The following is a 22005-nucleotide window of genomic DNA, read 5'->3' on the forward strand; positions in this document are numbered from 1 at the left end:
AAAGACGGTAGGGCGGCCGGCGTTCAGGCCGCGAGGGATTCGACGCCGCGATTCGCGAGCGCGTCAGCGCGTTCGTTTTCGGGATGGCCCGCGTGGCCTTTCACCCAGCGCCACTCGATCTCGTGCTGCGCGACGAGCGCGTCGAGCCGCTTCCAGAGATCGGCGTTCTTCACCGGGGTCTTGGCCGCGGTGACCCAACCTTTTTTCTTCCAGCCGTGGATCCACTCGCTGATGCCTTTCTGCACGTACTGCGAGTCGGTATGGACGATCACGCGGCACGGGCGCTTCAGCGCCTCGAGCGCGGCGATCACGCCCATCAGCTCCATCCGGTTGTTGGTCGTGTTCGGCTCGCCGCCGAACAGCTCCTTTTCGCGGTCGCCGTAGCGCAGCAGTGCGCCCCAGCCGCCGGGGCCGGGGTTGCCCTTGCAGGCGCCGTCGGTATAGATGTCGATGGTGTCGATGGTCATGAATGTTCTTGATGGGTGGTCGGGGTGGCCGCCGGCGTGAGGCCCGGCGCGAGCACCGGCTTTTTCATCTTGATCGGGCCGATCAGGCGCATGCCGCGCACGCGCTTGACGGCCGTGACCATGTAGACGGCGCCGAAGATCGGCCACCAGCGGTCGCCGGCGGCTTCCATGAAGCCGTAGCGGGCCAGCCACTTGTCGGTGACGAGCGGCGGCCGGTAGCAGCCGAAGCGGCCGCGCTCGAGATCGAAGCCGAGCAGCTTGATCCAGTCCTTGAGCCGAATGAACGCGATCTGGTCGCGCGCGGCCGGCACGAACGGGCGGTTCGCCATGCGCCCGAACGATTGCCGCATGCCCCACAGGCTCAGTGAGTTGAAGCCGGTGATCACCAGCTGCCCTTCGGGCATCAGCACGCGTTCGGCCTCGCGCAGCAGCCGGTGCGGGTCGGACGTGAACTCGAGCGTGTGCGGCATCACGATCAGGTCGACGCTCTGCGACTCGAACGGCAGGTCGAGCAGGTCGCACCACGTGGTGCTGCGCTCGGCCGGCGCATGCTCGGGGGCGGATGCCTCGCGCGCCCACGGATACTGGTAGGGCGCGCTCGCGCCGCTGGCGGGATCGAGCACGAGGCCGCGATACGGCATGCGGTTCTCGCGCAAGGCATCGAGCTGCGGCAGCCCGAGCTGCAGCGCGTGAAACCCGAACACGTCGGACACGATCCGGTCGAGCTGCGCCTGCTCCCAGCCCAGCACGTAGCGGCCGGGCGGCGAGTCGGTCCAGGCGGGCCAGTCTATAATTTGAGGATCGGACATAACGATGATTGCGTGCCCATGAACGAGCTGGAATACGTGCCGGTGCCGGCATTCGAAGACAACTACATCTGGCTCGTGTCGGACGGCCGCGATGCGATCGCCGTCGATCCGGGTGAAGCCGCGCCGGTACGCCGCGTTCTGGCGGAACGCGGCTGGCGGTTGACCGCTATTCTACTCACCCACCATCACGCCGACCATGTCGGCGGTGTCGCCGCCCTGCGCGATAGCCAGCCGGACGATGCGCCGCTCGTCGTATACGGCCCGGCCGCCGAGGCGATCGGCGTCGTGACGCGGCCGCTGGCCGGCGGCGCTCGCGTGACGCTCGACGCGCCGGCGCTCGCGTTCGACGTGCTCGACGTGCCGGGTCACACGCGCGGCCACATCGCGTATTTCCAGGCGGCCGGCCACGGCGCCGCCATCCCTCACGTGTTTTGCGGCGACACGCTGTTCTCGTGCGGCTGCGGCCGCCTGTTCGAAGGCACGCCCGCGCAGATGCTCGCGTCGCTGGATGCGCTCGCGGCGCTGCCCGGCGACACGCGCGTGCATTGTGCACACGAATACACGCTGTCGAACATCCGCTTCGCGCTCGCGTGCGAGCCCGGCAATGCGGCGCTCGCCGCGTGGCGCGACGACGCGCAGGCGCTGCGCGCGCGCGGGATGCCGACGCTGCCGACCACGATCGCGCACGAGCGCGCGGTGAACCCGTTCCTGCGCGCGGACAGCGCGGCGATCCACGCGACGCTCGAGGCCGAGTTGCACGAAACGGTGCCCGACCGGTTGGCGGCATTCACGCTGATGCGCGAATGGAAAAACCGCTTCCGATGACGCAATCGGGAGGACTCCGTACCTCAGGCGCTACCTGTAAAAATTGCCCCAAACGTAGGATTTCGCTGAGTTTTCGGTGTTTTTATTGACGTGAAGCACGCACTTCCGTAGTATCGCCTGCAATTTCCAGCCGTCGGAAGCCGAGATTTTCATGCGACTTATATTGAGTGCGATGGTGGTCCTGCTGCTCGCCGCATGCGCGAGCCAGGGTCCTGTCGCCAACAACGCCGCCGATTCGCAGGCGGCGTCCAACTACCTCCGTAAATCAGCCACCGCGAAAGAAACCGTCGACGTCGACAAGCAGTCCGTCGGCGATCTGACCAGTGCGGATTCCGACCTGTGGGCGCGCATTCGCCGCGGCTTCCAGATGCCGGACCTGCAGAGCGACCTCGTCGACATGCAGACGACCTGGTACACGCAGCGTCCCGATTACGTGCAGCGCATGACCGAGCGCTCGCAGAAATATCTGTATCACATCGTCGAGGAGCTCGAGGCGCGCCACATGCCGACCGAGCTCGCGCTGCTGCCGTTCATCGAATCCGCCTACAACCCGCAGGCGCTGTCGGTCGCGAAGGCGGCCGGCATGTGGCAGTTCATGCCGGGCACGGGCCGCACGTACAACCTGAAGCGCAACATGTGGCAGGACGAGCGCCGCGACGTGCTGGCGTCGACGAGCGCCGCGCTCGATTACCTGTCGCGCCTGCACGACATGTTCGGCGACTGGTATCTGGCGTTGGCCGCATACAACTGGGGCGAGGGCAACGTGCAGCGCGCGATCGCGCGCAACCAGGCGGCCGGCCTGCCGACCGATTACCAGAACCTGCGGATGCCGAACGAGACGCGCAACTACGTGCCGAAGCTGCAGGCGGTGAAGAACATCATCGCCAATCCGCAGCAATTCGGTCTCGCGCTGCCGGACATCCCGAACCACCCGTACTTCGTGACCGTCACCACGTCGCGCGACATCGACGTGGCGGTGGCCGCCAAGCTCGCCAATCTGTCGCTCGACGAATTCCGCTCGCTGAACCCGTCGTTCTCGAAGCCGGTCATTCTCGGCGCGACCGAGCCGCAGATCCTGCTGCCGTTCGACAACGCGGCGGCGTTCGAGAAGAGCCTGAAGGCGTACAACGGTCAGCTGTCGTCGTGGACCACCTATACGGTCAGCGAACGCGCGCGGCCGGCTGCGATCGCCGAGAAGATCGGCGTCGACCCCGATACGCTGATGTCGGTCAACAAGATTCCGGCCGGCATGCGCCTGAAGCCGGGCTCGACGATCGTCGTGCCGCGCGGCGACGACGATGACGAGGACATCAGCGCCGACGTCGCCGAGAACGGCGTGCTGGCGATGGAACCCGACGTGCCCGACACGCGCAAGATGCTGATCCGCGTGCGCCGCAAGCAGTCGATGGCCGCGCTCGCCGGCCGCTACGGCGTGTCGGTCGGCCAGCTGAAGGCGTGGAACCGCACGCATCGCGACATCGCGATGCCGGGTCAGGCGCTGGTGCTGCACGTGCCGGTCGGCCGCGCGGTGCCGGCCGAGCCGGGCCCGGAGCGGATCGCGACGTCGGCGGCGGGCGCGCACATCGAGCGCGCGAGCCTGTCGGTGGGCGGCAAGTCGCGCGGCGGCAAGCATGCCGCGGCGAAGCCGGCTGCGCATGCGGCGAAGGCGGCGCCCGCGAAGGCAGCGCCGAAGGCCGCCGCGCACAAGGGCAAGAAGAAGTAACCCACGCGGCCGCGCGCGCAGCGCGCTGGCCGGGTCGGGCGGCGCGATTGCGCGACGATCCGACACGAAGCGACGCCGTCACCGAGGTGACGGCGTTTTCGTTTGTGCGCGGCGGCGGGCGAACGCTTCGCGCGGCAACCCGCGGCAACCGGTTGCGAGGAGAGGGCGATGTCGGCGGTGCAGATCAGGGTGCTCGCGCTGTTTGCGCTCGGCTATTTCGTGTCGTACGTGTTTCGCGGCGTCAATCTCGGCTTCGCGCCGTTCGTCACGCACGAGCTCGGGCTGTCGGCGGCCGATCTCGGGCTGCTCACCAGTCTCTATTTTCTCGGCTTCGCCGGCGCGCAGGTTCCGGCCGGCGTGCTGCTCGACCATTTCGGCCCGCGCCGCGTGGCGGCCGGGATGTTGCTGTTCGCGGCCGCCGGCGCGGCCGTGTTCGGCACAGCGCATGGTCTGGGTACGATGATGGTCGGCCGGCTGCTGATCGGCGTCGGCGTGTCGGTGTGTCTCGGTGCGGCCTTCAAGGCGCTCGCGCAGCATTTCCCGGTCAGCCGGCTGCCGCTCGTCAACGGGCTCGTGATGGCCGTCGGCGGCCTCGGCGGCGTCGCGGTGGGTTCGCCGCTCACCTGGCTGCTCGGTCTGACGAGCTGGCGCGCGATTTGCGGCGGGCTCGCGGCGCTGACGCTCGTCGTCGCGGCCGCGATCGGCTGCGGCGCACCCGAGACCGCGCAGCCGCGCCACCAGGGCGGGCTCGTCAGCCAGTTCAAGGGCACGTGGCACATCCTCGCCAGTCGCGCGTTCTGGAAGATCTCGTCGTTCTCGATCGTCACGCAGGGCGTGTTCTACGCGATGCAGTCGCTGTGGGTCGGCCCGTATCTGCGCGATGTCGGGGGATTCGACGCGCAGCACGCGGCGCGGCTGGTGTCGGTGCTGGGCTTCGCGATGATGGCGGGGTGTGTCGGCTTCGGCGCGGCGGCGCGCGCGCTCGAGCGACGCGGCGTGTCGGTCCATGCGTTCTGCAGTGTCGGGATGGCGCTGTTCGTGGCGACGCAGGTCGCGATCGTCGCGCGTGCACCGCTGCCGCCCGCGCTGTTGTGGGCCGCCTACGGGATGTTCGGCGGCGTCGGCATCCTGACCTATGCGGTGCTCGCCGCCCATTTCCCCGCGCATCTGATCGGCCGCGCGAATACGACGCTCACGCTCGCCATCTTCGTGCTGATCTTTGCGTTCCAGATCGGGATCGGTGTCGTGCTGTCGCGCTGGCCGGCAACCGACGGCTATTATCCGGCGAGCGCGCATGCGACGGCGTGGGGCGTGCTGCTCGCGCTGCAGCTCGCGAGCGCGGCGTGGTCCGCATGGCCCGCGCGCAGTGCTGGCAAGCGGGCCGATCCGGCAGTACGCTGAAGGGTGATGCGGCGGCGCAAACGGGGCCGCAGCAGCGGAGGCCACGGGCCGGCGATGGATGCGGCACGCGGCGCGCACGATCGGGCGCCCATGCCGATTGAAAATTAGGCCATTTTCGGACTATAATTTGAAAGTTTGTGCTGATCAACCTCGCACCCTAGCGCCTACCTCATTCACCCCGTTCATCCGCCGCACGCCGCCTGTCGGGCGATGCCGCGAAGCCCCGTGCGCGCTGCGCCGGCTTCGCGTGTCGACCACCCAGGGGCGTCAAGCCAGCGACCGACGCGCGTCCACGCAGCGCGGCGCTCGCGCGGCCGGGTAGACAGGTCGGCAGCAGGGTGTTCCCCAAGGAGCCTCCCGTGTTGCCGTCTTTTTCCCCCGCCTTGCTTGCACTCGCCGACGGCACGGTCTTTCGTGGTTATTCGATCGGGGCCGAAGGCCATACGATCGGTGAAGTCGTGTTCAACACCGCGATTACCGGCTATCAGGAAATCCTGACTGATCCGAGTTACGCGCGCCAGATCGTCACGCTTACCTACCCGCATATCGGCAACGTCGGCGTCAACGCCGAAGACGTCGAAGCCACGAAAGTCCATGCCGCCGGGCTGATCATCCGCGATCTGCCGACGCTCGCCTCGAACTTCCGCAAGGAGCGCACGCTCGGCGATTACCTGCGCGACGAAGGCGTCGTCGCGATCGCTGGCATCGATACGCGCAAGCTGACGCGCATCCTGCGCGACAAGGGCGCGCAGAACGGCTGCATCCTCGCCGGCTCGGACGACGAAGCAAAGGCCGTCGAACTCGCGCGCTCGTTCCCCGGCCTGGCCGGCATGGACCTCGCGAAGGTCGTGTCGACCGCCAAGCCGTTCGAATGGAAGCAGACCGAATGGCGTCTCGGCAGCGGCTACGGCATGCAGCAGGCGCCGAAGTACCGCGTGGTCGCCTATGACTTCGGCGTCAAGTACAACATCCTGCGCATGCTCGCCGAGCGCGGCTGCCACGTGACGGTGCTGCCGGCCCAGGCGAGCGCCGCCGACGCACTCGCGCTGAATCCGGACGGCATCTTCCTGTCGAACGGCCCCGGCGATCCGGAGCCGTGCGACTACGCGATCGCGGCGGCCAGGGAATTCATCGAGCGCGGCGTGCCGACCTTCGGCATCTGCCTCGGCCATCAGATCATGGGCCTCGCGGTCGGCGCGAAGACGCTGAAGATGAAGACGGGCCACCACGGCGCGAACCACCCGGTGAAGGATCTCGGCGACGGTCGCGTGGTGATCACGTCGCAGAACCACGGCTTCGCGGTCGATGCGGATTCGCTGCCCGCGAACGCGCGCGTGACCCACGTGTCGCTGTTCGACGGCACGCTGCAGGGCTTCGAGCTGACCGACAAGCCGGCGTTCTGCTTCCAGGGCCACCCGGAAGCGTCGCCCGGCCCGCACGACATCGCGTACCTGTTCGACCGTTTCACCGCACTGATGGACGCGGCGAAGCAGCGCAGCGCCTGACGCGATAGAAGCAACCGAAGCAAACGAAGAACGGGAGAGTCGCATCATGTTCGGCCACGCACTCGGCATCACCGATATCTGGACCTACGTGTTCGGCGTGGTGTTCATCATCCTGCTGCCGGGGCCGAACTCGATGTACGTGCTGTCGCTCGCCGCGCAGCGCGGCGTGAAGGCCGGCTATCGCGCGGCCTGCGGCGTGTTCGTCGGCGACACGGTGCTGATGGTGCTGTCGGCCGCCGGCGTCGCGTCGCTGCTGAAGGCGAACCCGCTGCTGTTCTCGGTCGTCAAGTACGGCGGCGCCGCGTATCTGCTGTACATCGGCGCCGGGATGCTGCGCAGCGCGTGGCGCAAGCTGCGTGCGGGCGCGGCCGACGCGCCGCAGCCGCCCGCCGGCGAGCGCTCGTTCGACACGCCGTTTCGCAAGGCGCTGGTCGTGAGCCTGCTGAACCCGAAGGCGATCCTGTTCTTCATCTCGTTCTTCATCCAGTTCGTCGACCCGGCATTCCCGCATCCCGCGCTGTCGTTCGTCGTGCTCGGGGCGATCGCGCAAAGCGCGAGCTTCCTGTACCTGAGCACGCTGATCTTCGCGGGCGCACGGCTCGCCGAGCATTTCCGTCGTCGCCGCAAGCTCGCGGCCGGCGCGGCGAGCAGCGTGGGCGGCCTGTTCATCGGTTTCTCGGTCAAGCTCGCGCTTGCCACCATGAGCTGAGCGCGGCCCGCCGACCCACGACAAAGATTACTTACTGAATTCACAAGCCATGCCAAAACGCACAGACATCAAAAGCATCCTCATCATCGGCGCCGGCCCGATCATCATCGGCCAGGCGTGCGAGTTCGACTACTCGGGCGCACAGGCATGCAAGGCGCTGCGCGAGGAGGGCTACAAGGTCGTTCTCGTCAACAGCAACCCGGCGACGATCATGACCGACCCGAACACGGCCGACGTCACGTACATCGAGCCGATCACGTGGGAAGTCGTCGCCCGCATCATCGAGAAGGAGCGCCCCGACGCGATCCTGCCGACGATGGGCGGCCAGACCGCGCTGAACTGCGCGCTGGACCTGCATCACCACGGCGTGCTCGAGAAGTTCGGCGTCGAGCTGATCGGCGCGTCGCCGGAGGCGATCGACAAGGCCGAAGACCGCCAGAAGTTCAAGGAAGCGATGACCAAGATCGGGCTCGGCTCCGCGAAGTCGGGCATCGCGCACTCGATGGAAGAAGCGACGAAGGTGCACGCCGAGATCATGGCGGAGACGGGCGGCAGCGGCTACCCGGTCGTGATCCGTCCGTCGTTCACGCTCGGCGGCTCCGGCGGCGGCATCGCGTACAACCGCGAGGAATTCGAGGAAATCTGCAAGCGCGGCCTCGACCTGTCGCCGACGCGCGAGCTGCTGATCGAAGAGTCGCTGCTCGGCTGGAAGGAATACGAGATGGAAGTCGTGCGCGACCGCGCCGACAACTGCATCATCGTGTGCTCGATCGAAAACCTCGACCCGATGGGCGTGCATACCGGCGACTCGATCACGGTCGCGCCGGCGCAGACGCTGACCGACAAGGAATACCAGATCCTGCGTAACGCATCGCTCGCGGTGCTGCGCGAGATCGGCGTCGATACGGGCGGCTCGAACGTGCAGTTCTCGATCAACCCGAAGGACGGCCGCATGGTCGTCATCGAGATGAACCCGCGCGTGTCGCGTTCGTCGGCGCTCGCGTCGAAGGCGACCGGCTTCCCGATCGCGAAGGTCGCGGCGAAGCTGGCGGTCGGCTACACGCTCGACGAGCTGAAGAACGAAATCACCGGCGGCCAGACGCCGGCGTCGTTCGAGCCGACGATCGACTACGTCGTCACGAAGATCCCGCGTTTCGCGTTCGAGAAGTTCCGTGAGGCCGATTCGCGCCTGACCACGCAGATGAAGTCGGTCGGCGAAGTGATGGCGATCGGCCGCACCTTCCAGGAGTCGTTCCAGAAGGCGCTGCGCGGCCTCGAAGTCGGCGTCGACGGGCTCGACGAGAAGTCGACCGACCGCGACGAGATCGCAATCCAGATCCACGAGCCGGGCCCGGACCGGATCTGGTACGTCGGCGACGCGTTCCGCATCGGCATGACGGCCGAAGAGATCTTCGCTGAAACGTCGATCGATCCGTGGTTCCTCGCGCAGATCGAGCAGATCATCCTGAAGGAGAAGGCGCTGTCGGGCCGCACGCTCGCGTCGCTGACGTTCGACGAGCTGCGCTTCCTGAAGCAGAGCGGCTTCTCGGACCGGCGCCTCGCGAAGCTGCTCGGCGCGACGCCGGAAGACGTGCGCCGCCGCCGCGTGGAGCTGAACGTGCGCCCGGTCTACAAGCGCGTCGACACCTGCGCGGCCGAGTTCGCGACCAAGACGGCCTACATGTACTCGACCTACGAGGAAGAGTGCGAGGCGCAGCCGACCACCAACAAGAAGATCATGGTGCTGGGCGGCGGCCCGAACCGGATCGGCCAGGGCATCGAGTTCGACTACTGCTGCGTGCACGCGGCGCTCGCGATGCGCGAGGACGGTTACGAAACGATCATGGTCAACTGCAACCCGGAAACGGTGTCGACCGACTACGACACGTCCGACCGCCTGTACTTCGAGCCGCTGACGCTCGAAGACGTGCTCGAGATCGTCGACAAGGAAAAGCCGGTCGGCGTGATCGTGCAGTACGGCGGCCAGACGCCGCTGAAGCTCGCGCTCGACCTCGAGGCGCACGGCGTGCCGATCGTCGGCACGTCGCCGGACATGATCGACGCGGCCGAAGACCGCGAGCGCTTCCAGAAGCTGCTGCAGGACCTCGGCCTGCGCCAGCCGCCGAACCGCACGGCCCGCGCAGAAGAAGAGGCGCTCGCGCTGGCGGCCGAAATCGGCTATCCGCTGGTCGTGCGCCCGTCGTACGTGCTCGGCGGCCGCGCGATGGAAATCGTCCACGAGCCGCGCGACCTCGAGCGCTACATGCGCGAGGCCGTGAAGGTGTCGAACGATTCGCCGGTGCTGCTCGACCGCTTCCTGAACGACGCGATCGAATGCGACGTCGACTGCATCTGCGACGGCGAAGCGGTGTTCATCGGCGGCGTGATGGAGCACATCGAGCAGGCGGGCGTCCACTCGGGCGACTCGGCATGCTCGCTGCCGCCGTACTCGCTGTCGAAGGAAACCGTGGCCGAGCTGAAGCGCCAGACCGGCGCGATGGCCAAGGCGCTGAACGTGGTCGGCCTGATGAACGTGCAGTTCGCGATCCAGCAGGTGCCGCAGGCGGACGGTTCGAAGCAGGACGTCATCTACGTGCTCGAAGTGAACCCGCGCGCGTCGCGCACGGTGCCGTACGTGTCGAAGGCGACCAGCCTGCCGCTCGCGAAGATCGCGGCGCGCGCGATGGTCGGCCAGAAGCTCGCGCAGCAGGGCGTGACGAAGGAAGTCGAGCCGCCGTACTTCAGCGTGAAGGAAGCGGTGTTCCCGTTCGTCAAGTTCCCGACCGTCGACCCGGTCCTCGGGCCGGAAATGCGTTCGACCGGTGAAGTGATGGGCGTCGGCCGCACGTTCGGCGAGGCGCTGTTCAAGTCGCAGCTCGCGGCCGGCTCGCGCCTGCCGGAGTCGGGCACCGTGCTGCTGACCGTGATGGATGCGGACAAGCCGAAGGCCGTCGAAGTCGCGCGCATGCTGCACGACCTCGGCTACCCGATCGTCGCGACCAAGGGCACTGCCGCCGCGATCGAAGCGGCCGGCGTGCCGGTGAAGGTCGTGAACAAGGTGAAGGACGGTCGTCCGCACATCGTCGACATGATCAAGAACGGCGAGATCGCGCTCGTCTTCACGACGGTCGACGAGACGCGTCAGGCGATCGCCGATTCGCGCTCGATCCGCATGAGCGCGCAGGCGCACAAGGTCACGTACTACACGACGATGTCGGGCGCGCGCGCGGCGGTGGAAGGCCTGCGCTACCTGAAGGATCTGGAAGTCTATGATTTACAAGGTCTTCACGCTCGCCTAAACTAAGCGTTCAGTTACCTGTCGAAGCAACACGTGCCGCGGTTAAGCGGTGTTTCCGGTTCGCCGGAAACGCGCTTAATCGCGGTGATTTTTTTTATAGCCGTTTTTAGCGATTGACCCGTTTATGAGCACCATTCCGTTGACAAAGCGTGGCGCAGAGCAACTGCGCGATGAATTGCAGCGCCTCAAGTCCGTCGAGCGGCCGGCCGTGATCAACGCGATCGCCGAGGCCCGCGCACAGGGCGATCTGTCCGAAAACGCCGAATACGACGCCGCGAAGGAAAAGCAGGGCTTCATCGAGGGCCGCATCGCGGAAATCGAATCGAAGCTGTCCGCCGCGCAGGTCATCGATCCCACCGTGCTCGACGCCGAAGGCCGCGTGGTGTTCGCGTCGACCGTCGAACTCGAGGATCTCGAGTCGGGCGACACCGTCAAGTACCAGATCGTCGGCGACGACGAAGCCGACATCGATCACGGCCTGATTTCGGTCAGCTCGCCGATCGCACGTGCGCTGATCGGCAAGAGCGAAGGCGACGTCGCGGCCGTGCAGGCGCCGGGCGGCGTGCGCGAATACGAGATCATCTCGGTCAGTTACATCTGAAGCGGGGCAACGTGATGCCGCATCGCGTGTTCCGTTTGCTGTCGGCCGTATGGGTCGGCAGCCTGCTGACGATCGGGTATGCGGTCGCACCCGTGCTGTTCAGGACGCTGGAGCGGATGACGGCCGGTTCGGTCGCCGCCCAGCTGTTTCGTATCGAGGCGATTCTCGGTGTCGTGTGCGGCGTGTTGCTGCTCGCGCTGTCGAACCAGCAGGTGCGGCGCGGCAGCGGCGATTATCGGCGCGTGCGCTGGATCGTCGCCGCGATGATCGCGTGCGTGCTGATCGGCTATTTTGCGCTGCAGCCGTTCATGAATGCGCTGCGGGTGGCCGCGATGGATGCGGGCACCGATATCGCGAACTCGCCGTACGCGAGCCGCTTCGGGATGCTGCACGGCGTCTCGAGCCTGTTCTATCTGGTCGAGAGCGTGCTGGGGCTGATGCTGATCTGGCGTTTGCCGGCGCGGGACGCGTAAGCGACCAATGACCAAACGGCCGGCACGACACGGGACACCCCGTGCCGCGCGCCGGTGTTACTTGCCCTGGTGCGGCCGCTTCGTGCTGGCCTGACGCTTTTTCGCACGCTTCACGGTGCCGCCCGCGGTCACGCGCTCGTTGCCGCGCACGAGGACCTTGACCGGCTTCGGGCGACGCACGGGGCTCGCGTTCGGCGACACCTTGACGACCTTCACGGTGCGCGGCGCACGGCCTTTGCGATCCTCGGCGGCTTCGGCTGCGCTCGGCAGCGCGCCGGCGCGGCGGCGGGACGGAGCGGCCACGGGCGCCTCGGGCTTCCAGATCACCAGCAGCTTGCCGATGTGCTGGATCGGCGCCGCGTTCAGGCGATCGCAGATCTCGTCGTAAATCGCGACGCGCTCGTCGCGCTCGTCGCCGAACACGCGGATCTTGATCAGCTGGTGGGCGGCAAGGTGGACCTTGATTTCCTTCAGCACGGCGTCGGTGAGCCCCTCGGCGCCGATCAGCACGACGGGCTTGAGCGCATGGGCCTGGGAGCGCAGCGCGGAGCGCTCGGCGGGGGAAAGCGAAAGGGCGGGCATGGAAATGTCGAAATCTAAATAAGGGCGCGCTGCATCAGATGCGAACGCGGTAAGTTACCGCGTCAGCCGCACGCCGAAACCACGTAAAATCGCGGCTTGGGCCCCGAAAGGGGCCGCAGCCGCGCGAATAAGACGCGTATTATCCGCCAAAAGCCCGGCTTCACGAAGCAAATAGCAGCAATCACTCTCTCGAATGGCAAAAAACCGCTTTAACCAGCACTGGCTGCACGATCACATCAACGACCCGTACGTCAAAATGGCGCAGCGGGAGGGCTATCGCGCGCGCGCGGCGTACAAGCTCAAGGAAATCGACGAGCAGGACAAGCTGATCCGTCCGGGTCAGGTGATCGTCGATCTCGGCGCCGCGCCCGGCAGCTGGAGCCAGTACGCGCGCAACAAGCTCGCGCAGGGCAAGCAGCGCGACGCGCAGCGCGAAGGCGGCATCGACGGCACGATCATCGCGCTCGACCTCCTGCCGATGGAGCCCATCGCCGACGTGCACTTCCTGCAGGGCGACTTCCGCGAGGACGACGTGCTGCATCAGCTCGAAGGCGTGCTCGAAGGTCGGCCGGTGGATCTTGTTATTTCCGACATGGCCCCCAACCTGTCCGGAGTGGCGTCGGCAGACGCCGCGCGCATCGAGCACATCTGCGATCTGGCGCTCGAGTTCGCGCAGAATCACCTGAAGCCGGAGGGCGCGCTGCTCGTGAAGTGTTTCCACGGCAGCGGCTACAGCCAGATCGTCGAAAAGTTCAAACAGCAGTTTAAGGTCGTCGCACCACGCAAACCCAAGGCGTCTCGCGACAAATCGTCCGAAACGTTCATTTTGGGTCGGCAGCTCAAGCATCCGCGGTGACGCGGAGCGGGATGCCGCAAACGGGCTCCGGCCCTTGCCAGACAAGCGCAGCGCTATCGTGGCGTTTGTCAATGCTTATGGCAGGGGTGGTCGGACTGGATTAGAATGACCGAGGAGCGCCGCAAGGAAAATGTAGGCGCTCGTCTACGAGTGAAGGAGTGGTGCTTTGAACAACAATATGTTTTCGAAGGCAGCAGTGTGGCTGGTGATTGCACTGGTGCTGTTTACAGTGTTCAAGCAGTTCGACAAGCCCCGCGTCCAGGAAGGTGTGTCCTATTCGCAGTTCATGGACGACGCCAAGAACGGCAAGGTCAAGAACGTCGTCGTGCAGGGGCGCAACCTCACCGTCACTCCGGCTGATGGCCAGAAATACCAGATCGTGTCGCCCGGCGACATCTGGATGGTCGGCGATCTGATGAAGTACGGCGTGCAGGTCAGCGGCAAGGCCGACGACGAGCCCAATGCGCTGATGTCCGCGCTGTATTACCTCGGGCCGACGATCCTCATCATCGTGTTCTGGTTCTACATGATGAGACAGATGCAGGGAGGCGGCAAAGGCGGCGCATTCTCGTTCGGGAAATCGCGCGCGCGGCTGATCGACGAGAACAACAACGCGGTCAACTTCTCCGACGTCGCAGGCTGCGACGAAGCGAAGGAAGAGGTGTCCGAGCTCGTCGACTTCCTGCGCGACCCGCAGAAATTCCAGAAGCTGGGCGGCCGCATTCCGCGCGGCGTGCTGCTGGTCGGCCCTCCGGGTACCGGCAAGACGCTGCTCGCTCGCGCGATCGCCGGTGAAGCGAAGGTGCCGTTCTTCAGCATCTCGGGTTCCGACTTCGTCGAAATGTTCGTCGGCGTGGGCGCGGCCCGCGTGCGCGACATGTTCGAGCAGGCGAAGAAGCACGCACCGTGCATCGTGTTCATCGACGAAATCGACGCGGTCGGTCGCCATCGCGGCGCCGGCATGGGCGGCGGCAACGACGAACGCGAGCAGACGTTGAACCAGATGCTGGTCGAGATGGACGGCTTCGAGGCGAACTCGGGCGTGATCGTGATCGCCGCGACGAACCGCTCCGACGTGCTCGACAAGGCGCTGCTGCGCCCGGGCCGTTTCGACCGTCAGGTCTATGTCGGGCTGCCGGACATCCGCGGTCGCGAGCAGATCATGCGCGTGCACCTGCGCAAGGTGCCGATCGCCAACGACGTCGACGCAGCCGTCATCGCACGCGGCACGCCGGGCTTCTCGGGCGCCGACCTCGCGAACCTCGTCAACGAAGCGGCGCTGTTCGCCGCACGCCGCGGCAAGCGGATCGTCGAAATGCAGGATTTCGAGGACGCGAAGGACAAGATCTTCATGGGTCCGGAGCGCAAGTCGGCCGTCATTCGCGAGGAAGCGAAGCGGGCGACGGCTTATCACGAGTCGGGCCATGCGGTCATCGCCAAGCTGCTGCCGAAGGCCGACCCGGTGCACAAGGTCACGATCATCCCGCGCGGTCGCGCGCTGGGCGTCACGTGGCAGCTGCCGGAGCATGACAACGAAACGTACTCGAAGGATTATCTGCTCGACCGTCTGGCGATCCTGTTCGGTGGCCGCGTGGCCGAGGAGCTGTTCCTGAACCTGATCAGCACCGGCGCGTCGGACGACTTCAACAAGGCGACGCAGACGGCGCGCGCGATGGTCGCCCGGTTCGGGATGACCGATGCGCTCGGGCCGATGGTCTACGTCGACGACGAGAGCGACAATGGCCCGTTCGGGCGCGGCTTCACGCGCACGATCTCGGAAGCGACGCAACAGAAGGTCGACGGCGAAATCCGCCGCGTGCTCGACGAGCAGTACAACCTCGCGCGGCGCCTGCTCGAAGAGAACCGCGACAAGGTCGAGGCAATGACGGCCGCGCTGATGGAGTGGGAAACGATCGACGCCGATCAGATCAACGACATCATGGAAGGGCGCCCGCCGCGCTCGCCGAAGAGCTCGCCGGCGGTCGGCGGCGACTCGTCGGGCGGCGGCACGACCGCCGAGGTGAAGACCGGCAACGCGCCGGCGCCGGCTTCCCCGGCCTGACCTTCGTAGTAGCTCCGTTCACGGGCTGGTGTGGCTTCACACCGGCCCGTTTTGCATTCATCAACGCATCGCTCCCGTGTCCGAATCCGCAGTCAGCGTATCCGCTCCCGCGCCGCTCCAGTGCGGCCGCTTCTCGCTCACCTTCGAGCGCCCGCTCGTGATGGGCATCCTCAACGCCACACCCGATTCGTTTTCCGACGGCGGCCGCTTCCTCGCGCGCGACGATGCGTTGCGCCAGGCCGAGCGGATGGTTGCCGACGGCGTCGATCTGATCGACATCGGCGGCGAATCGACGCGCCCCGGCGCGCCGCCCGTGCCGCTCGACGAGGAGCTCGCGCGCGTGATCCCGCTCGTCGAAGCGTTGCGCCCGCTCGACGTGCCGCTGTCGATCGACACGTACAAACCGGCGGTGATGCGCGCGGCGCTCGCGGCCGGCGCCGACCTGATCAACGACATCTGGGGGTTCCGACAGCCGGGCGCGATCGATGCGGTGCGCGACGGCAATTGCGGGTTGTGCGCGATGCACATGCTCGGCGAGCCGCAGACCATGCAGGTGGGCGAGCCGGACTACGACGACGTCGTCGTCGACGTGCACGACTTTCTCGCCGCGCGCGCGCAGGCGCTGCGCGATGCGGGCATCGCGCCGCAGCGGATCTGCGTCGACCCGGGCTTCGGCTTCGGCAAGGCGGTGATCGACGACAACTACGCGCTGCTGGCCGCGTTGCCCGACACGGCGCCGCTGCGGCCCGACGGGCGCGCCTATCCGATCCTCGCGGGCATGTCGCGCAAGTCGATGCTCGGCGCGGTGATCGGCGGCAAGCCGCCGCTCGAGCGCGTCGCGGCGAGCGTGGCGGCGGCCGTGTGCGCGGTCGCACGCGGCGCCGCGATCGTGCGCGTGCACGACGTGGCCGCGACGGTCGATGCATTGAAAGTTTGGAACGCCGTGCGCGAAGCCGCGCGGCAACGATAAGTCAGAGTTCAGGAAAGACGAAGGAGGAAGGTTCGCATGGGACGTCGATATTTCGGCACGGACGGCATTCGCGGGACGGTCGGCGATACGCCGATCACGCCCGATTTCGTGTTGCGTCTCGGCTATGCCGCGGGCAAGGTGCTGGCCGGCGCCGCGGACGGCGCGACGGGCGCGCGACCGACGGTGCTGATCGGCAAGGACACGCGCGTGTCGGGCTACATGCTCGAGGCGGCGCTCGAGGCCGGCTTCTCGGCGGCGGGCGTCGACGTGATGCTGGCCGGCCCGATGCCGACGCCGGGTGTCGCATATCTGACGCGCGCGCTGCGGCTGTCGGCCGGCGTCGTGATCAGCGCCTCGCACAACCCGTATCAGGACAACGGCATCAAGTTCTTCTCGGCCGACGGCAACAAGCTGCCCGACGAAACCGAGGCCGAGATCGAAGCGTGGCTCGACAAGCCGCTCGAATGCGCATCGTCGGACCGGCTCGGCAAGGCGCGCCGGCTCGACGACGCGGCCGGCCGCTACATCGAGTTCTGCAAGAGCACGTTCCCGGCCGCCTACGACCTGCGGGGGCTGAAGCTCGTGATCGACTGCGCGCACGGCGCCGCCTACCAGATCGCGCCGCACGTGTTCCACGAACTCGGCGCGGACGTGATCCCGATCGGCGTCGCACCGAACGGCTTCAACATCAACGACGGCGTCGGCGCGACGGCGCCCGACGCGCTGGTGCGCGCGGTGCGCGCGAACCATGCCGATCTCGGCATCGCGCTCGACGGCGATGCGGACCGCCTGCAGGTCGTCGATTCGAGCGGCCGGCTGTTCAACGGCGACGAGCTGCTCTACGTGCTCGTGAAGGACCGCATCGCGACGGCCGGCAAGGTCGAGGGCGCGGTCGGCACGCTGATGACGAACCTCGCGGTCGAGGTCGCGCTGCAGCGCGAAGGCGTCGAATTCGTGCGGGCGGCGGTCGGCGACCGCTATGTGCTCGAACAGCTGCGCGAGCGCGGCTGGCAGCTCGGCGCCGAAGGCTCCGGCCACATCCTGTCGCTCGACCGTCATTCGACCGGCGACGGCATCGTGTCGGCGCTGCTGGTGCTGGCCGCGCTCAAGCGCAGCGGCCGCACGCTCGCGCAGATGCTCGACGGCGTCACGCTGTTCCCGCAGAAGCTGATCAACGTGCGGATGAAGCCGGGCGCCGACTGGAAGGGCAGCGCATCGATTCGCGCCGCGATCGACGCGGCCGAGAGCGCGCTGGCGGGCCACGGCCGCGTGCTGATCCGCGCCTCGGGCACCGAGCCGGTGCTGCGCGTGATGGTCGAGGCGCAGCAGGCGGCCGACGCGACGCGCCACGCGGAAGCGATCGCGGACGCCGTGCGCGAAGCGACGAGCTGAGCGAGGCGGGCGGCCGGCACGCGTGACGATTCGATCGCGCATGCCGGCTGAACGATGGCCGAGCTACCGTGAGCGTCGTCAATTCGTCAGACGCAAAGGTTTGCGCTAATAAATAGAGGACGCTCTCGGTGGCGTCCGTCGTACTCGATGAAGTCTTCTGCGCCCAACCGGAAGACGAGCGCGCACCGGGCGGTGCGCGATGCGGGAAGCGGCGCGCCCTGCGCCGCACACTGCCCGAAACGGGGCGCGGCCACTCCGCGCAACGGGCAATTCTTGCCGCTTTTCCCAGCGCGCCGCGCGCGAACACGGGCTCGCGCATCACCGAATATCACCTTTCAAGCAGTCATGTTACTGTCACGCCAGTTTCATTCATTGTCACATTACCGTCATGAGGAGCCCCTAACCTTCGCGGTGCCGTAGTCATCCGCTCACACACTGGAGGTCTCATGAAATTGATGCAAACCGCGATTGCTGGCCTGGCTGGCGCACTTTTCGCAGTTGCTGCGCACGCTGCCGACATCACGGGCGCAGGCAGCACGTTCGCTATGCCGATCTATACGAAATGGGCTGCCGACTACCAGCAGTCGGGCGGCGCGAAGGTGAACTACCAAGGTATCGGCTCGTCGGGCGGCCTGAAGCAGATCATCGCGAAGACGGTCGATTTTGCCGGCTCGGACGCTCCGCTGAAGGATGAAGACCTCGCGAAGGACGGCCTGTTCCAGTTCCCGACGGTGGTCGGCGGCGTGGTGCCGGTCGTCAACGTGCCGGGCGTGAAGGCCGGCGAACTGACGCTGTCGGGCCCGGTGCTCGGCGACATCTACCTCGGCAAGATCAAGAAGTGGAACGACCCGGCGATCGCCGCGCTGAACCCGAAGGTCAAGCTGCCGGATACGGACATCGCGGTCGTGCGCCGCGCCGACGGCTCGGGCACGAGCTTCATCTGGACGAACTACCTGTCGAAGGTCAACGACGAGTGGAAGTCGAAGATCGGCGAAGGCACGACGGTCAACTGGCCGACGGGCACGGGCGGCAAGGGTAACGACGGCGTCGCGGCGTTCGTGCAGCGCCTGCCGGGCGCGATCGGCTACGTCGAATGGGCGTACGCGAAGAAGAACAACATGATCTACACGGCCCTGAAGAACTCGACGGGCACGGTGGTCGAGCCGAAGACGGAAACGTTCAAGGCCGCTGCAGCCGGCGCGAACTGGTCGAAGTCGTTCTACCAGATCCTGACGAACCAGCCGGGCAAGGAAGCATGGCCGGTCGTCGGCGCGACGTTCGTGCTGCTGCACGCGAAGCAGGACAAGCCGGAGCAGGGCGCCGAAACGCTGAAGTTCTTCAGCTGGGCGTTCAAGAACGGCGAGAAGGCAGCGGACAGCCTCGACTACATCTCGCTGCCGCCGGCAGTCGAAGCGGAAATCCGCAAGCAGTGGAAGACCAAGGTGACGGACGCAGCGGGCAAGCCGGTCGCCACCGAGTAAGCAGCAGAGCGGTTCGCTGCCCGGCCGTGCCGGCCGGGCAGTGCGTGCGGTAAGGCCGGGCGTCACGGCGCCCGGCGATCCACAACAGGCACCCAATGTCTGACACTTCCTACACGTCCTTCCGGTCCCCCGATGCCGCGCAGCAACGCGCGCCCGGCCGCCTCGGAGACGTTCTGTTCGGCGGCCTCGCATGGCTTGCCGCGATCGTGACCCTGCTGCTGCTGGGCGGGATCATCGTTTCCCTGATCTTTGCGTCGCTGCCGACCATCGAGAAGTTCGGCTTCGGCTTTTTGTGGCAATCCGAGTGGGATCCGAACTCGGATGTGTTCGGCGCCCTCGTGCCCATCTACGGCACGATCGTGACGTCGATCATCGCCCTCGTCATCGCGGTGCCGGTCAGCTTCGGCATCGCGCTGTTCCTCACCGAGCTGTCGCCCGTGTGGCTGCGCCGCCCGCTCGGCATCGCGATCGAGCTGCTCGCCGCGATCCCGTCGATCGTCTACGGGATGTGGGGCCTGCTCATATTCGCGCCGATCTTCGCGGAATACTTCCAGAAGCCGATCGGCCGCCTGTTCAAGGACGTGTGGGTACTCGGCCCGCTGACGTCCGGCCCGCCGATCGGGATCGGCATCCTCGCGGCCGGCGTGATCCTCGCGATCATGATCATCCCGTACATCGCGTCGGTGATGCGCGACGTGTTCGAAGTCACGCCCGTGCTGCTGAAGGAATCGGCCTACGGGATCGGCTGCACGACCTGGGAAGTGATGTGGAAGGTCGTGCTGCCCTATACGAAGACCGGCGTGATCGGCGGCGTGATGCTCGGCCTCGGCCGCGCGCTCGGCGAAACGATGGCCGTGACCTTCGTGATCGGCAACACGAACCTGCTCGACAGCGTGTCGCTGTTCGCGCCGGGCAACAGCATCACGTCCGCGCTCGCGAACGAATTCGCGGAAGCGCAACCGGGCCTGCATACGTCCGCGCTGATGGAACTCGGGCTGATCCTGTTCGTGATCACGTTCATCGTGCTGTCCATCTCCAAACTGCTGCTGCTTCGTCTCGAGAAGGGAGAGGGCAAGAAATGAGTCAGCCCATCATGAATTTCCCCGGCCCGGACGGCGCCGTGCTCGAAGCGATGCGCAGCCGCCTGCAGCGCAAGCGCAAGGCGATCAACGCGATCGCGCTGACCGCGTCGCTCGGCGCGATGGCGTTCGGCCTGCTGTGGCTCGTGTGGATTCTGTACACGACGGTGCACCTCGGTATCGGTGGCCTGTCGCTGCAACTGTTCACCGAATCGACGCCGGCGCCGAACACGACCGGCGGCGGTCTCGCCAACGCGATCGTCGGCAGCCTGCTGCTGTGCGGCTTCGGTACGCTGGTCGGCACGCCGATCGGCATCCTCGCGGGCGTCTATCTCGCCGAATACGGCCAGAAGAACCTGCTCGCGAGCACGATCCGCTTCATCAACGACATCCTGCTGTCGGCGCCGTCGATCGTGATCGGCCTGTTCGTGTATGCGATCGTCGTCGCGAAGTCCGGGCGCTTCTCGGGCTGGGCCGGCGTGATCGCGCTCGCGCTGCTGCAGATTCCGATCGTGATCCGCACGACCGAGAACATGCTGAAGCTGGTGCCGAACGCGCTGCGCGAAGCAGCGGTCGCGCTCGGCACGCCGAAGTGGCGCATGGTGATGAAGATCACGCTGCGCGCCTCGGTGGGCGGGATCGTGACCGGCGTGCTGCTCGCGGTAGCGCGGATCGCCGGCGAAACCGCGCCGCTGCTGTTCACCGCCCTGTCGAACCAGTTCTTCTCGTGGGACATGAGCCAGCCGATGGCCAACCTGCCCGTCACGATCTACAAGTTCGCGATGAGCCCGTTCGCGGAATGGCAATCGCTCGCGTGGGCGGGCGTGTTCCTGATTACGCTCGGTGTGCTCGGACTCAACATCCTGGCGCGCTCGATCTTCTCGAAAAAGTAACGGCGGAGCAATCCGATGAATATGGCAGAAAGCCACCTGAATCCCGTCGAGCGCACGGTTGCGCCCGCCGGCACGCAAGACACGGCAAACGACCGCCCGCTCGAGCCGTTGAACGCGAAGATCGAGGTCAACAACCTCAATTTCTTCTACAACAAGTTCCACGCGCTGAAGAACATCAACCTGCGCATTCCCGAAGGGAAGGTGACGGCGTTCATCGGCCCGTCGGGTTGCGGCAAGTCGACGCTGCTGCGCACCTTCAACAAGATGTTCGCGCTCTATCCGGAGCAGCGCGCCGAAGGCGAGATCCTGATGGACGGCGAGAACCTGCTGACCACCAAGCGCGACATTTCGCTGCTGCGTGCGCGCATCGGCATGGTGTTCCAGAAGCCGACGCCGTTCCCGATGTCGATCTACGACAACATCGCGTTCGGCGTGAAGATGTTCGAGAAGCTCACGCGCTCGGAGATGGACGACCGCGTCGAATGGGCGCTGACCAAAGCCGCGCTGTGGAGCGAAGTCAAGGACAAGCTGAACCAGAGCGGCTACGGGCTGTCCGGCGGCCAGCAGCAGCGGCTGTGCATCGCGCGCGGCATCGCGATCCGTCCGGAAGTGCTGCTGCTCGACGAGCCGTGCTCCGCGCTCGACCCGATCTCGACGGGCCGCATCGAGGAGCTGATCGCCGAGCTCAAGAGCGACTACACGGTCGTGATCGTCACGCACAACATGCAGCAGGCCGCACGCTGCTCGGACTTCACCGCGTACATGTACCTGGGCGAGCTGATCGAATTCGGCGAGACCGAGAAGATCTTCATCAAGCCGGTACGCAAGGAAACGGAAGACTACATCACCGGCCGTTTCGGCTGATGACGGAGAACAACA

The 22005-nt window shown here is 66.4% G+C and carries 19 protein-coding genes; 16 read left to right on the plus strand and 3 right to left on the minus strand.

What is annotated here, in order from left to right; all coding sequences use genetic code 11:
• Positions 1 to 23: 23 nt before the first annotated feature.
• Positions 24 to 467 carry a ribonuclease HI gene (rnhA, locus tag MYA_RS05680; RefSeq protein WP_011884268.1) on the minus strand — a complete coding sequence of 148 codons (444 nt, stop codon included), beginning with the start codon at positions 465 to 467 and terminating at the stop codon, positions 24 to 26.
• Positions 464 to 1276 (minus strand): class I SAM-dependent methyltransferase, encoded by an 813-nt coding sequence (locus MYA_RS05685; RefSeq protein WP_011884269.1) that lies wholly within the window; start codon positions 1274 to 1276, stop codon positions 464 to 466. Before MYA_RS05685 ends, rnhA begins: the two co-directional genes overlap by 4 nt.
• An 18-nt stretch (positions 1277 to 1294) precedes the next feature.
• On the opposite strand from MYA_RS05685, the gene gloB reads away from it, so the two are divergent.
• The 8 genes from gloB to MYA_RS05725 all read left to right on the plus strand — a co-directional run bounded on the left by gloB (position 1295) and on the right by MYA_RS05725 (position 11811).
• Complete coding sequence (gene gloB / locus MYA_RS05690) at positions 1295 to 2101, plus strand: hydroxyacylglutathione hydrolase (RefSeq protein WP_011884270.1); 807 nt, start codon at positions 1295 to 1297, stop codon at positions 2099 to 2101.
• Positions 2102 to 2252: 151 nt separating this feature from the next.
• The gene (locus tag MYA_RS05695; protein ID WP_011884271.1) at positions 2253 to 3824 is read left to right on the plus strand and encodes a transglycosylase SLT domain-containing protein; all 1572 of its coding nucleotides are present in this window, start codon (positions 2253 to 2255) and stop codon (positions 3822 to 3824) included.
• Between the two features lie 168 nt (positions 3825 to 3992).
• Complete coding sequence (locus tag MYA_RS05700; protein WP_014722810.1) at positions 3993 to 5225, plus strand: MFS transporter; 1233 nt, start codon at positions 3993 to 3995, stop codon at positions 5223 to 5225.
• Positions 5226 to 5584: 359 nt separating this feature from the next.
• Positions 5585 to 6730 carry a glutamine-hydrolyzing carbamoyl-phosphate synthase small subunit gene (gene carA / locus MYA_RS05705; RefSeq protein WP_011884273.1) on the plus strand — a complete coding sequence of 382 codons (1146 nt, stop codon included), beginning with the start codon at positions 5585 to 5587 and terminating at the stop codon, positions 6728 to 6730.
• A gap of 46 nt (positions 6731 to 6776) precedes the next feature.
• Complete coding sequence (leuE, locus tag MYA_RS05710) at positions 6777 to 7439, plus strand: leucine efflux protein LeuE (protein ID WP_014722812.1); 663 nt, start codon at positions 6777 to 6779, stop codon at positions 7437 to 7439.
• Between the two features lie 49 nt (positions 7440 to 7488).
• The gene (carB, locus tag MYA_RS05715) at positions 7489 to 10743 is read left to right on the plus strand and encodes a carbamoyl-phosphate synthase large subunit (RefSeq protein WP_011884275.1); all 3255 of its coding nucleotides are present in this window, start codon (positions 7489 to 7491) and stop codon (positions 10741 to 10743) included.
• A 118-nt stretch (positions 10744 to 10861) separates the two neighbouring features.
• Positions 10862 to 11338 (plus strand): transcription elongation factor GreA, encoded by a 477-nt coding sequence (greA, locus tag MYA_RS05720; RefSeq protein WP_011884276.1) that lies wholly within the window; start codon positions 10862 to 10864, stop codon positions 11336 to 11338.
• Positions 11339 to 11352: 14 nt separating this feature from the next.
• The gene (locus MYA_RS05725; protein WP_011884277.1) at positions 11353 to 11811 is read left to right on the plus strand and encodes a DUF4149 domain-containing protein; all 459 of its coding nucleotides are present in this window, start codon (positions 11353 to 11355) and stop codon (positions 11809 to 11811) included.
• 57 nt (positions 11812 to 11868) lie between these two features.
• On the opposite strand, the gene MYA_RS05730 is transcribed toward MYA_RS05725, so the two are convergent.
• On the minus strand, positions 11869 to 12393 hold the full coding sequence (locus MYA_RS05730; protein ID WP_011884278.1) for a YhbY family RNA-binding protein: 525 nt from the start codon (positions 12391 to 12393) through the stop codon (positions 11869 to 11871).
• A 193-nt stretch (positions 12394 to 12586) separates the two neighbouring features.
• On the opposite strand from MYA_RS05730, the gene MYA_RS05735 reads away from it, so the two are divergent.
• The 8 genes from MYA_RS05735 to pstB all read left to right on the plus strand — a co-directional run bounded on the left by MYA_RS05735 (position 12587) and on the right by pstB (position 21990).
• Entirely contained in the window at positions 12587 to 13249 is a 663-nt protein-coding gene (locus MYA_RS05735; RefSeq protein WP_011884279.1) for an RlmE family RNA methyltransferase, read from the plus strand.
• Between the two features lie 166 nt (positions 13250 to 13415).
• On the plus strand, positions 13416 to 15311 hold the full coding sequence (gene ftsH / locus MYA_RS05740) for an ATP-dependent zinc metalloprotease FtsH (RefSeq protein ID WP_011884280.1): 1896 nt from the start codon (positions 13416 to 13418) through the stop codon (positions 15309 to 15311).
• Between the two features lie 76 nt (positions 15312 to 15387).
• Positions 15388 to 16281, plus strand: coding sequence for a dihydropteroate synthase (folP, locus tag MYA_RS05745; RefSeq protein ID WP_014722814.1), 894 nt, complete (start codon positions 15388 to 15390; stop codon positions 16279 to 16281).
• Positions 16282 to 16317: 36 nt separating this feature from the next.
• Complete coding sequence (gene glmM / locus MYA_RS05750) at positions 16318 to 17673, plus strand: phosphoglucosamine mutase (RefSeq protein WP_011884282.1); 1356 nt, start codon at positions 16318 to 16320, stop codon at positions 17671 to 17673.
• Between the two features lie 446 nt (positions 17674 to 18119).
• Positions 18120 to 19154: a phosphate ABC transporter substrate-binding protein PstS gene (gene pstS, locus MYA_RS05755; RefSeq protein ID WP_014722815.1), complete on the plus strand. Its 1035-nt coding sequence runs from the start codon at positions 18120 to 18122 to the stop codon at positions 19152 to 19154.
• Between the two features lie 95 nt (positions 19155 to 19249).
• Entirely contained in the window at positions 19250 to 20236 is a 987-nt protein-coding gene (gene pstC, locus MYA_RS05760) for a phosphate ABC transporter permease PstC (RefSeq protein ID WP_011884284.1), read from the plus strand.
• Positions 20233 to 21126: a phosphate ABC transporter permease PstA gene (pstA, locus tag MYA_RS05765; RefSeq protein ID WP_011884285.1), complete on the plus strand. Its 894-nt coding sequence runs from the start codon at positions 20233 to 20235 to the stop codon at positions 21124 to 21126. The genes pstC and pstA overlap by 4 nt, the downstream gene beginning before the upstream one ends.
• A 15-nt stretch (positions 21127 to 21141) precedes the next feature.
• A complete protein-coding gene (gene pstB / locus MYA_RS05770; RefSeq protein ID WP_011884286.1) occupies positions 21142 to 21990 on the plus strand; it encodes a phosphate ABC transporter ATP-binding protein PstB in 849 nt (282 codons plus the stop codon).
• The last annotated feature ends 15 nt before the right edge of the window (positions 21991 to 22005 follow it).

The sequence above is a fragment of the Burkholderia sp. KJ006 genome, assembly GCF_000262695.1.
Classification (GTDB): domain Bacteria; phylum Pseudomonadota; class Gammaproteobacteria; order Burkholderiales; family Burkholderiaceae; genus Burkholderia; species Burkholderia vietnamiensis.